Here is an 11,559-nt window from a genome sequence, read left to right on the forward strand (position 1 = left end):
CGCTTTGCGCCGACCTCTCCCCCAGAGGGAGAGGTGAAGAAAGAGAAAGGCCGGGATTGCTCCCGGCCTTTTTGTTTAGTTCTTTTCGGCCGTGGCCTTGGGCTTCTTTGGCTTGGGCAGAGCCTTGGGCTTGGCTGGGCGCGGGGGGACCGCGACGAGTTCGAGCTTGGCTTCGGAGCCTTCGCCGACGACGGCGACGGTGACGTTACCACCATTGACCAGTTCGCCGAAGAGCACCTGGTCAGCAAGGGGCTTCTTGACGTGTTCCTGGATGACGCGACCGAGGGGGCGCGCACCCATGCGTTCGTCATAGCCGTGTTCGGCCAGCCAATCGGCAGCTTCCGGGGTCAGGTTGATCGTGACGCCGCGTTCGGCCAACTGGCCTTCAAGCTGCAGCACGAACTTTTCGACCACGCGACGGACCACTTCGCGCGGGAGCGGCGCGAAGGAAATGATGGCGTCGAGACGGTTCCGGAACTCGGGCGAGAAGGTGCGGTTGATCGCATCCTCGTCGTCTCCCTGCTCGCGCTTGCGGCCGAAGCCGATGGGCGAACGAGCAAGATCCGCGGCGCCGACATTGGAGGTCATGATCAGGATCACGTTGCGGAAGTCGACGGACTTGCCGGTGTGATCTGTGAGCTTGCCGTGGTCCATCACCTGCAACAGGATGTTGTAGAGATCCGGGTGGGCCTTTTCGATTTCGTCGAGCAGCACCACGCAATGCGGGTTCTGGTCGACGCCATCGGTCAGGAGACCGCCCTGGTCGAAGCCGACATAGCCTGGAGGGGCACCGATCAGACGGCTGACGGTGTGACGCTCCATGTATTCGGACATGTCGAAGCGCAGCAGTTCGACGCCGAGGGTATCGGCCAACTGCTTGGCAACTTCGGTCTTACCCACGCCGGTCGGGCCGGTGAAGAGGTAGGAGCCAATGGGCTTTTCCGGTTCGCGGAGGCCGGCACGCGCCAGCTTGATGGCGGACGAAAGGGCCGTGATGGCGGCATCCTGACCAAAGACCACCGTCTTGAGGCTCTGTTCGAGACCCGAGAGCAGTTCGGCATCGGATTTCGAAACCGACTTTGGCGGGATGCGGGCGATCGTTGCGATAGTGGCTTCGATGTCTTCGACGTCGATGACCTTCTTGCGCTGATCTTCCGGGACCAGCATCTGGCTGGCGCCGGTCTCGTCGATCACGTCGATGGCCTTGTCCGGGAGCTTGCGGTCGTTGATATAGCGCGCGCTCAATTCCACGGCCGCCTTGAGGGCATCGTCCGTGTACTTGATCTTGTGGAACTCCTCGAAATAGGGGCGCAGGCCCTTCACGATCTCGATGGCATCGGGAACGGTCGGTTCGTTGACGTCGATCTTCTGGAAGCGACGGACGAGAGCGCGGTCCTTTTCGAAGAACTGGCGATATTCCTTATAGGTGGTCGAGCCGATGCACCGGATCGCGCCGGAAGCCAAAGCGGGCTTCAGGAGGTTCGAGGCATCGAGCGCGCCGCCGGACGTAGCGCCAGCGCCGATCATGGTGTGGATTTCGTCGATGAAGAGAACCGCATGCGGCATCTTCTCGAGTTCCTTCATCACCGATTTGAGACGTTCTTCGAAATCGCCGCGATAGCGAGTGCCGGCGAGCAGCGAGCCCATATCGAGCGAATAGATGACGGCTTCCTTGAGCACTTCGGGCACATCGCCTTCGATGATCTTACGGGCAAGGCCCTCGGCAATGGCGGTCTTACCGACGCCAGCGTCGCCCACATAAAGCGGGTTGTTCTTAGAGCGGCGGCAGAGAACCTGAATGGTGCGACGCAGCTCGCTGTCGCGACCGATCAGCGGGTCGATCTTGCCCTGGCGGGCCTTCTCGTTGAGGTTGACGCAGAAATCGGCGAGAGCGGATGTCTTCTTGGCCTCGGCGCCGCCTTCGGTATTGCCTTCACCTTCTTCGGAGCCGCGGACCTTGCGATCCTCGGCTGGGCCGGACTTGGTGATGCCGTGGGAGATGAAATTGACGGCATCGAGGCGGCTCATATCCTGCTGTTCGAGGAAATAAGCGGCGTGGCTTTCGCGTTCGGCGAAGATGGCGACGAGCACGTTGGCGCCGGTCACTTCTTCACGGCCGGATGACTGGACGTGAATGACGGCGCGCTGAATGACACGCTGGAAAGCCGCCGTGGGGCGGGCATCCTGGCCATTCTGCACGACGAGGCTGTCCAATTCCTCGTTGATGAAATCTTCCAAATCGCTCTTGAGCGCGTCGACATCGACATCGCAGCCATTGAGCACGGCGATCGTTTCCCGGTCGTCGGTCAGGGCCAGCAAGAGGTGCTCAAGCGTGGCGAACTCATGGTTCCGCTCGCGCGCCAGGTTCATCGCCTGATGCAGAGCCTTTTCGAGTCCGCGGGAGAATGAGGGCATCTGATGTTCCTATTGCTTTTCCATCACGCATTGCAGCGGATGCTGGTTCTTGCGTGCCGTATCCATAACGCGGGTCACCTTGGTCTCGGCGACCTCGTAAGGATATACGCCGCACTCACCGACCCCCTTCTGGTGAACGTGCAGCATGATCTGCATGGCGTCTTCACGTGATTTGTTGAAGACGTCCTGCAAGACCAGAACGACGAATTCCATCGGCGTGTAATCGTCGTTGAGCAGCAGAACCCGATAGAGGTTCGGCCGCTTGGTCTTGGGGCGGGTTTTGGTAACCGTCCCAGTTTCGAAGCCGCCATCGCCGTCCCCCTTGCGACCTCCATCATCATCCTTGGGGCCGGCCACAAGCTTTCCGAGGGGCATCTTGAAGCCTTTGGCGGGACGGTTCGACAGGTGATGAGTGGTGGTAGTGGTCATATTGGATAGGGGTAACCGCAGAGGAAAGCGAAGCAGCTGGTCGACCCATTATGTAAGCAAAATCTCGCCGCTGTTAAGGGGCTCACGTTCCCGAAAAGTTGAGCGCCATTATCCTAACTCCGACAAACCCTTCTGCAATGGCTGCAAACGGAAACGGCGCGTGGCGGGATTGAGACTCTGAAACGGAAATCGTTGGCATTTTACGGATTCGTAACGTCGGGGCCCTATGGTCCCATGAGAAGCACGATCGGGGTGGGGGCCGCTGATCTGCAAACCATGTTTCAGTTGCGTACGGGCGTGTTGTGCCCGGTGAGTAAAGTTGGAGTTCAGGGTTGACCTCTCAGGCCATGACCCCTTGGCGCGTTTCCCTTTGTCGCGCCTTCGCCGCATTCGCCCTTGTCCTGGGCCTCAGCTTGCAGCTGGCGGCTCCGGCGCACGCTATCGAAAACCTGCGCAAATATGCCGGCATCGTGGTCGACGCGAAATCGGGCGAAGTGCTTTACGAAGAGCAGGGTGACAGCCGGCGCTATCCCGCCTCCGTCACCAAGGTGATGACGCTTTACATTCTCTTCCAGGAATTGCAGGCAGGCAATCTCAGCCTTTCCACCAAGATGACGGTGTCGAAGTTCGCCGCTTCGGCCGTGCCGACCAAGCTTGGCCTTCGCGCCGGTTCCACCATTGCCGTGCAGGACGCGATCAAGTCGCTGGTGACGCTCTCGGCCAATGACATGGCTCGCGTGATCGCCGAACATATTTCGGGCAGCGAATCCAAATTTGCCGAACGCATGACCGCCACGGCCCGCGCTATGGGCATGCGCAGCACGACCTATCGCAATGCCTCGGGCCTGCCCGATGGCGGCCAGGTGACCACGGTGCGCGATCAGGCCATCCTCGGCATCGCGATCTACCAGCATTTTCCTCAGTATTACGAATTCTTCCAGACTAAGTCCTTCAGCTATAACGGCAAGACCTATGGCAACCATAACCGGGTGCTCGGGTATATGGGCGCGGTCGACGGTATCAAGACCGGCTATATCAATGCTGCAGGCTCGAACCTTCTGACCGCGGCCCGCAAGGACAATCGGCACATCGTCGTCGTGGCTTTCGGCTTTAATTCGGCCGGTTCGCGCGACGAAAAGGTCCGCCAGCTCGTCGCGTCGTACCTGCCCAAAGGCCGTCGTGGCGACTATCTGGCGCAAGCCATGGTTCCGCAGCCAGGCCGCCAGGGCAATTCCAATGTGCAGGTTGCAGTGGCACAGCCCGCCCAGCCGGTTTACGTGATGCCCATGCCCCTGCCCGGCTTCCGCCTTGCAGAACTGGCGCGTGCACAACAGGGCGGTCAGCCGCAGGTTGTCGTGGCCAGCGCTGTGCCGATGCCAGCACCTGTGCCAGCCGACGTGAACCAGCAGGCCGCTGTGCAGGCTGCGGCCGTGCTCGCTGCACCGACGCAGGCGCCGACACCGGCCTATCCGAGCCAGGACATTATCGGCGCTTGGCTGAGCGACACCTATAATCTCGGTGCGCCGCCATCTGCTCTGGGCTCGACCCGCGCTTCGGCTCCGCTCGAGCCGCCAGCCAATGTCGGCGGTTCTGCGCCAGCCGAGCAGCCGGTCGATCTCCTGACAAGCGGCAGCGTGCAGACAGCCGGCCTCGAAGCGGGTGCCTGGATTGTCCAGATCGGCGCCGGCCCATCGGAAGACAGCGCCCGGGCGATGCTCTCGACTGCAGCGACCAAGGTCGGCGGTCTTGGTGACTTCCGCTCCTATGTCGAGCGTTTCGAAAAGAACGGCCAGATTTTCTATCGTGCCCGCTTCGTCGGTTTCGGCGATCGCGACGACGCGACGACCATGTGCAACCGCCTCAAGGACGCCGACATGGCGTGCCTGGCGATGCAGGGCTAACGCCCCTCGAAGTATCGATGTGGCGGGCCTGTCGCCTGCCGCACCTTGTGTAAGCAGTTTGGTGCCTGTGTTTGGAGTAGCCCAATGAGCGAACGCAATGCCTTGATCGAGCTTGCCAATTTTATTGGTCGCTCGCCCCTTGCCTCTCCGGACATGACAGCCCGGAACAAGGCACTATCGGGGATGACGGAGCGACTGCTGCCCAAGCAGCGGCGCTCGGTGGGCGAACTGATGAATGTCGTGCTGGCCCTATCGGCGCGGACGCGCCGGATGGTTCAGGAGCCGGTCAGTATCGATATCGACGTGTTTGCCCCAGGCGGGAAACGCGCGGTGTCGATGAAATTCGGCGAGAAATGAGAAAGGGCGCCTTGAGCGCCCTTTTTGTTTCCAGGTGCTCCTCCACCTCAATTTGGCGTCGAAGCGTTTTCTAAAGACCTCAAGATGGGTCCCGGCTTTCGCCGGGATGACAGCCAGTGGATGGCGCAGCTAGCGAACCACCCGAGACCACAGTTCAGACCAGTGCGACGATCTTCTTTTTCTTCCAGACGAAATGATACCAAACGGCCTGGAGGACCATCATGCCGGTGAAGCTCGTGGCGTAGGCGACCCAGATGCCGGAGAGGCCGAGGCTGGTCTGGCTGAGCCAGATAGCGCCGGGAAGCTCGATGAAGAGGATACCGCTGAGCGAGAGGAGCATAGGGGCATAGACCATGCCGCTGGCGCGCATCATCCCGGAGAACACCACGCCGAAGCCGAAGGGGATGATGGCCCAAAGGACGATGCGGAGAAGATGTTCGGTCAGTTCGATGACGCTTGGATCGGTGATGAACAGCGCGACCAGGTGCTCACTGAAGAGATAGGCGATGAGGACGAGGCCGCCGGTGATTATGAGGTTCATCAGTAACGCCGTGCGGGTGATGGCTTCGAGCTGATCGTTGCGCTTGGCGCCGATGGCCTGGGCGCCGAAGATCGAGGTGGCGATGCCGATCGACATGGCAGGGAACTGCACATAGTTCAGCACCTGGTTGAGCGCGCCATAGGCCGCCGTGGCATTGGAGCCAAAGCGGTTGACGAGCCCCACAACGACGATGCCTGACACCGAGGCGACGACCATCTGCAGGCCGGCAGGGACGCCGAGCTTGAGAATGAGGCCCAGGAGTTGGAAATCGGGCTTCAGCGCGCGGAGCAATTGGGCATCTGGCGCGAGGGGAAGCTTGCGGGCGCGCATATAGAAGAACAGGAAGATCAGCACGACAACGAAGCCGGCGATGAAGGCCCAGGCGGCAGAATTGACGCCGAGTTGCGGCAGGCCCCACCAGCCCTCAATGAGCGCGGGAGTGATGATGACGCCGACGATCATCGACAGGACCAGCGAAAAGAGCGGGGTAATCGTATCCCCCACCCCGCGCAGGATCGAGGTGATAATGAGGAAGACGAAGAAGCCGGGCATGCCGAGGAACATGATGCGGCCGTAGCCGATGGAGGTTTCCCGGATGTTGTCGGGCGCGCCGAGGACCGACATGATGCTCTCGATAAAGACGCTGCCGATGATGGCGACGATGAGACCAAGGACGAACGCCGTCGTCAGGGTCGTACCGGTGACTTGCTTGACCCGTTCGAGATTGCGCGCGCCCCATGCCTGGCCGATCAGAATGGTCGAGCCGGCGGAGAGGCCGATGATGAAGCTGATGAGAAAGAACAGAATCGGGAAGAAGGTGGCGAGGGACGCCAGCGCATCGACGCCGATCATCTGGCCGATGAAGATGGAATTGAAGGTGCCGGACAGAGCCTGAAGAATATTCGAGGCCATGAGGGGCAAGAGGAAGATGGCGAAACGCTGCCACAAGGGGCGCGTGGAATCGGGGTTCATGAATGCACTCCAGAGGAACTGGTGGTTAGCTCTATCGCATTTTGCCGGGCCGGTAAGGCAGATCGGCAAAGGCGAGCATCACAGCAAAGGCCCCTTCGGACGGCGGACTGACTGAATCAGAAAGCCGGAGGGACCAATTCACACCCAAAAGACTGGGTGCAGGCTGGACGGGCACTGGAGGCTTGGCGATGACACGTGCGATTTCTAGGCGCATCGGCAAGGACGGTCAATCGGGGAACTGATCGGTTTTCCGATGCGGAATATCGCCTGCGGCCTGTTGCCAGATTCGATGGGCTGGGCTAGGAACCCATCCCGTGCCCCTCTGGCGGAATGGTAGACGCAGAGGACTCAAAATCCTCCGCCGCGAGGCGTGCCGGTTCGAGTCCGGCGGGGGGCACCACTTTTTCCGAAATCGATGATGTGCTGACTGCTTAGAGCTCTGGTGGCTCGAAGTTGAGCGCGTCGAATTTGCGCTGAAGCTGGATCTGATCGACGCTGCGCCCGATGGCCTCGATCTCAAAATCGCGTTGGCGATCCTCAGAGGTGCGGGCGATTTCATTCTGCAGGCACACAAGGCGCTCCCGCTGCTGCGCGAGATGTTCAGGCGTGTCTTCAGTCGCCGTCGGCGCCGGGCATGCGGCGAAGGCGGGCGATGCAAAGGCGCTCAACAACAGGACAGCGGCGACGGTGTGCTTTATGGTCATGCGATAACAATGGGCAGAGATCGGGACCGTTGCAAGGCGGGAGGTATTCTCTGGGCCTTGCCTTGGATCAATAAGGCGGGAGCGGGCGAACTCTTGGCTGTCCAGGGCGGTTGCATCTTCGTCAATGGAGGATGCGATGTCTTTTCCGCCGCTCGAGCCAAGCCCTACCCTGCCCGATCCCGGGCCGGTACCGCCCATTTCCAACCCGACAGAACTGCCAGATCCCGATAGCGATATTCCCGCGCCGGACCCCGATGAGCCTTTCGACAATCCGGAGCCGGGCCCTGATTTACCGCCGGAACGAGCGCCGTTTCCGGACCACGAGCCAGCGCTTTAGGTTGGGGTTCCGGCTTTTACGGGAATGAGGAGTGGTCAGTATCCCGGGGCGCTCAGGCTCGGATCGAGATACTGGCCATTGCCGCTCGGCTGGGTGGTGTAGCCGCCGCCATATTGCTGCTGCATCTGCATTTGGCGGGCGGCGGCATCATAGCCCTGCACATCGACGCCGATAACAGAGGTCATCAGATTGGGGCCAGTGCCGGGCTTGAAGGCTTCTTCGATGGCAGATTGGCCCTCGTAAGCTTGTACGCCGGTGCTCGGATTGATCCATGCCGTGGTCATGCCAGCCGGGACGTTGAATGGCGTGGGCGGCTTACCCTGCATGGCCTTGGCCATGAAATTGGTGAAGATCGGCACGGCCATGCCGCCACCGGTCGAGGAATTGCCCATCGAGCGTGGCTGGTCGTAGCCGATATAGATGCCGACGGCGAGTTCGGGGGTGAAGCCGACGAACCAGGCGTCCTTGTAGTCGTTGGTCGTGCCAGTCTTGCCGGCGACGGGACGATTGAGGGCGCGGGCGGCGGTGCCGGTGCCGCGCTGGACGACGCCTTCCATCATCGAGGTGATCTGGTAGGCCGTCATCGGATCCAGGACCTGATCGCGATTGTCGAGGATGCGCGGCTCGCCCTGATTGTGCCAATCGGTGGCGGTGCAGCCCTCGCAGACGCGTTCGTCGTGGCGGTAGACGGTGTGCCCGTAGCGATCCTGGATGCGGTCGATAAGCGTTGGGACGATCTTGCGGCCACCATTGGCGATGGTTGCATAGGCCGAGGTCATGCGCATATTGGTGGTTTCGCCGGCGCCCAAGGACATAGCGAGCACGGGCTGCATATCGTCATAGATGCCGAACATGCGGGCGTAATCGGCGATGAGCGGCATGCCGATGTCGCGCGCGAGGCGCACGGTCATGACGTTTCGGCTGCGCTCGATACCACGGCGGAGGGTCTGGGGGCCGTAGAATTCCTGGGCATAGTTTTCGGGACGCCAGATGGAGCCGTCGCCATTGCGGATTTCGACGGGCGCGTCGAGGATGACCGAGGCGGGCGTATAGCCATTGTCGAGCGCGGCGGCATAGACGATGGGCTTGAAGGACGAGCCGGGCTGACGGAGCGCTTGCGTCGCGCGATTGAACTGGGATTCGGCAAAGGAGAAGCCGCCGACCATGGCAAGGACGCGACCGGTGCGCGGATCCATGGCGACGAGCGAGCCTTCGACTTCGGGGACCTGTTCAAGGGTATAGGCGCCTTCCTTGCCCGCGACCTGCGAGACATAGATGACGTCGCCGACCTTGAGGATGTCCTGCACGGGTTTGGAAACCCAGCGGATATCGGGGCCGGCCAATGTGCCCTCGACGCGAGCCGGGGTGACGGCACCATCGACGTCGTTTTCCGGGCGGAGGCCGATGCGGGCCTGATTGCCGCCGACTTCGAGGACGACGGCGAGCTGCCATTCGGGCACGTCGCTGAGCGGCTTTACCTTGGCAACATCGAGGCCCCAATCTTCGCCGAGCTCGATGCTGGCGACCGGGCCGCGGAAGCCGCGGGTGTGGTCATATTGGATGAGCCCGTCCATCAGGGCGCGGCGGGCATATTCCTGCAAGCGTGGCTCAAGAGTGGTGCGGACAGAGAGGCCGCCGCCATAGAGCTGGTCTTCGCCATAGAGTTTGGCCAGTTCGCGGCGCACGTCTTCGGTGAAATATTCAGCGGCATAGACCTGGCTGCCGGCGGCGCGGGGAATGACGTTGAGCGGCTCAGCCTTGGCCGCTTCGGCTTCCTCGGGCGTTGCATAGCCATTTTCGACCATGCGATCGATGACCCAGTTGCGGCGCTCGATGGCGGCCTGCGGGCGGCGGAAGGGGTGATAATTGTTCGGGCCTTTGGGGAGCGCGGCGATGTAGGCGGCTTCGCTGAGATTGAGCTGGTAAAGCGCTTTGTCGAAATAGTTGAGCGCGGCGGCGGCAACGCCATAGGAATTGAGGCCGAGGAAGATTTCGTTGAGGTAGAGCTCGAGGATCTTGTCCTTGGAGAAGGTCGACTCGATGCGAATGGCGAGGATCGCTTCCTGGATCTTTCGATCCCAGGTCTGCTCAGAGGTGAGCAGGAAGTTCTTCGCCACCTGCTGGGTGATGCTGGAGCCACCGCCCTGGATGGAATTATTGCCCTCGGCGCGCGCCAGGATATTGTCGCGGATGGCGCGGACGATGCCGTCGATGGCTATGCCGTTGTGGGAATAGAAGTCTTTGTCTTCAGCCGAGAGGAAGGCGTGGACGAGCAGCGGCGGGACAGTCTCGATCGGCTGGAACAGACGGCGTTCGCGGGCATATTCGGCAAGCAGGGTGCCATCGGCGGCGTGGACGCGCGTCGTGACCGGCGGCTGGTAGTCCTTGAGGACGGTATAATCGGGAAGCTGCGCGGAGACGGTGGCGAGATAGACCGCGGCTGCGGCAACGCCGCCGAGCGCCAGGAACATGCCGAAGCCGAAGAGCCAGCCGAGTAGTCTAAACATGCATCAAATACCTCACGACGCGAATACGGGGCGCCCTGCCCCGATTCACATCGGCAAAAAACAATAGCAGAAGCTGTAGCGTCGAAGAATCCCGTCGCTCACTGCTCCGGTCCGACGCTGTCAAAATAAGTTGAGATGCCGCGGGCGATGGCCTCGGACGTGCGGTCCTGCCAATCGGACTGGGTCAAATTGGTGATGTCATCGAGATTGGAAAGAAAACCGAGTTCGATAAGGACCGACGGAACGTCGGGTGCCTGGAGTACGAAGAAATCGGCCTGACGCACCGGGAAGCGGCGGAGGGCGACGCTGGGCTCGAGCTGATGCACAATGGCCTGAGCTGCCACATAAGACTGGACGCGCATTTCGCGCCGCATGAGATCGAGGAGGATATCGACAACCTCGGGCGCCATTTGCGGCATGGCGAAGCCGGCGATGACGTCGGACTTGTTCTCGTTATCGGCGAGAACCTTATCGAGCACGTCGGTGGCATTTTCATCGCGCGTATAGACGCTGGCGCCGCGGATTTCGGGCTGCTGAAAACTATCGGCGTGGATGGAGATAAAGATATCGGCCTTATTGGCGCGCGCCAGTTCGACGCGCTCTTCGAGGCGGAGATAGGTATCGTCCTCGCGCGTCAGGGCGACATCGAAGCGGCCCGAGGCGATGAGCAATTGCTGGAGCTTTTTGGAAAAGGCGAGAACGATGTCCTTTTCCTTGATGCCGTTGGCGGCTTCTGCGCCGCTATCGATGCCGCCATGGCCGGGGTCGATGACGACGAGGGGCTTGGTGGCGACGGGGAGTTCGGAGCCACCGGCGGGGGTCGATTGCGCCGCGGTCTCGACGGCAGCCGAAGCGGCGCGGTCCTTTTCGACATTGGCGGCGAAGGTTGCGGCATCGGCGGGGATGATATCAACGACGAGGCGCGCGGGCTGGTCTTCGAAGGGGTCAAGCACATAGGCCTGCTGCACCTGAGCGGGCCCTGCGAGAAAGAGCGTAGTGCGGACGCGGTCGGGGGCGGCCTGTTCGACCGCATAGGACGAAATGATCGTCGTATCGGTGGGCTCACCGGTTGGCTCTGGGACGGAGAAGGTCCCGGCGCGCACATCGATCGCGAGGCGGTCCGGCTCGGTGAGGGAGACGAAGGAGAATTCGGTCTTGGCGGCAAGATCGATGACAAGGCGCGCGCGGTCTTCGCCCAAGGTGATGCGGGCATCGATGACATTGGGCAGGCCGATGGGGGCGGCAGCATCTTGTGCCAAAGCCGGCAATACGGTGCCGAGGACAGCAAGAAAGCCGAAAAGCAGCGAACGGATGACGCTTAAAATCAAAATCAGACTGAGCCCCACACGTATCGATACGCCGTGTTTCATGCGCTTCGGGCGATTCTACGGCAAGT

General features: G+C 61.3%; 9 protein-coding genes and 1 tRNA gene. 4 read left to right on the forward strand and 6 right to left on the reverse strand.

From position 1 onward, the window contains the following. Nucleotides 1-75: 75 nt before the first annotated feature. Together clpA and clpS are read right to left on the reverse strand one after the other, a co-directional pair. Entirely contained in the window at nt 76-2,415 is a 2,340-nt protein-coding gene (gene clpA, locus ASG47_RS00340; RefSeq protein WP_082461258.1) for an ATP-dependent Clp protease ATP-binding subunit ClpA, read from the reverse strand. 9 nt (nt 2,416-2,424) lie between these two features. After that, nucleotides 2,425-2,790 (reverse strand): ATP-dependent Clp protease adapter ClpS, encoded by a 366-nt coding sequence (gene clpS / locus ASG47_RS00345; protein ID WP_061906765.1) that lies wholly within the window; start codon nt 2,788-2,790, stop codon nt 2,425-2,427. 386 nt (nt 2,791-3,176) lie between these two features. Here clpS and ASG47_RS00350 point away from each other — a divergent pair, with 386 nt between their 5' ends. Both ASG47_RS00350 and ASG47_RS00355 read left to right on the forward strand, forming a co-directional pair. Further along, nucleotides 3,177-4,745, forward strand: coding sequence for a D-alanyl-D-alanine carboxypeptidase (locus ASG47_RS00350; protein WP_156352178.1), 1,569 nt, complete (start codon nt 3,177-3,179; stop codon nt 4,743-4,745). 84 nt (nt 4,746-4,829) lie between these two features. Beyond that, on the forward strand, nt 4,830-5,102 hold the full coding sequence (locus tag ASG47_RS00355; RefSeq protein ID WP_061906767.1) for a hypothetical protein: 273 nt from the start codon (nt 4,830-4,832) through the stop codon (nt 5,100-5,102). 154 nt (nt 5,103-5,256) lie between these two features. Here the strand turns inward: ASG47_RS00355 and ASG47_RS00360 are convergent, their stop codons facing one another. Continuing rightward, a complete protein-coding gene (locus ASG47_RS00360) occupies nt 5,257-6,615 on the reverse strand; it encodes an MATE family efflux transporter (RefSeq protein WP_061906768.1) in 1,359 nt (452 codons plus the stop codon). Nucleotides 6,616-6,931: 316 nt separating this feature from the next. Here ASG47_RS00360 and ASG47_RS00365 point away from each other — a divergent pair. Further along, a tRNA-Leu gene (locus ASG47_RS00365) sits at nt 6,932-7,015 on the forward strand. A 31-nt stretch (nt 7,016-7,046) separates the two neighbouring features. Here the strand turns inward: ASG47_RS00365 and ASG47_RS00370 are convergent. Further along, nucleotides 7,047-7,319 carry a hypothetical protein gene (locus ASG47_RS00370; RefSeq protein ID WP_061906769.1) on the reverse strand — a complete coding sequence of 91 codons (273 nt, stop codon included), beginning with the start codon at nt 7,317-7,319 and terminating at the stop codon, nt 7,047-7,049. 136 nt (nt 7,320-7,455) lie between these two features. Here ASG47_RS00370 and ASG47_RS20500 point away from each other — a divergent pair, with 136 nt between their 5' ends. Next, nucleotides 7,456-7,656: a hypothetical protein gene (locus ASG47_RS20500; RefSeq protein WP_156352177.1), complete on the forward strand. Its 201-nt coding sequence runs from the start codon at nt 7,456-7,458 to the stop codon at nt 7,654-7,656. 35 nt (nt 7,657-7,691) lie between these two features. Here ASG47_RS20500 and ASG47_RS00375 read toward each other — a convergent pair whose 3' ends face one another. Together ASG47_RS00375 and ASG47_RS00380 are read right to left on the reverse strand one after the other, a co-directional pair. Next, on the reverse strand, nt 7,692-10,163 hold the full coding sequence (locus tag ASG47_RS00375; protein ID WP_082461257.1) for a penicillin-binding protein 1A: 2,472 nt from the start codon (nt 10,161-10,163) through the stop codon (nt 7,692-7,694). Between the two features lie 98 nt (nt 10,164-10,261). Next, a complete protein-coding gene (locus tag ASG47_RS00380) occupies nt 10,262-11,533 on the reverse strand; it encodes an N-acetylmuramoyl-L-alanine amidase (RefSeq protein ID WP_082511492.1) in 1,272 nt (423 codons plus the stop codon). Nucleotides 11,534-11,559: the final 26 nt, after the last annotated feature.

Origin of the sequence: Devosia sp. Leaf420, assembly GCF_001425445.1 — a bacterium.
GTDB lineage: Bacteria > Pseudomonadota > Alphaproteobacteria > Rhizobiales > Devosiaceae > Devosia.

Coding starts and splice junctions, on each gene's coding strand:
- clpA (WP_082461258.1), bottom strand. CDS start 2,415: ATGCCCTCATTCTCCCGCGGACTCGAAAAGGCTCTGCATCAGGCGATG.
- clpS (WP_061906765.1), bottom strand. CDS start 2,790: ATGCCCCTCGGAAAGCTTGTGGCCGGCCCCAAGGATGATGATGGAGGT.
- ASG47_RS00355 (WP_061906767.1), top strand. CDS start 4,830: ATGAGCGAACGCAATGCCTTGATCGAGCTTGCCAATTTTATTGGTCGC.
- ASG47_RS00360 (WP_061906768.1), bottom strand. CDS start 6,615: ATGAACCCCGATTCCACGCGCCCCTTGTGGCAGCGTTTCGCCATCTTC.
- ASG47_RS00370 (WP_061906769.1), bottom strand. CDS start 7,319: ATGACCATAAAGCACACCGTCGCCGCTGTCCTGTTGTTGAGCGCCTTT.
- ASG47_RS20500 (WP_156352177.1), top strand. CDS start 7,456: ATGTCTTTTCCGCCGCTCGAGCCAAGCCCTACCCTGCCCGATCCCGGG.
- ASG47_RS00375 (WP_082461257.1), bottom strand. CDS start 10,163: ATGTTTAGACTACTCGGCTGGCTCTTCGGCTTCGGCATGTTCCTGGCG.
- ASG47_RS00380 (WP_082511492.1), bottom strand. CDS start 11,533: ATGAAACACGGCGTATCGATACGTGTGGGGCTCAGTCTGATTTTGATT.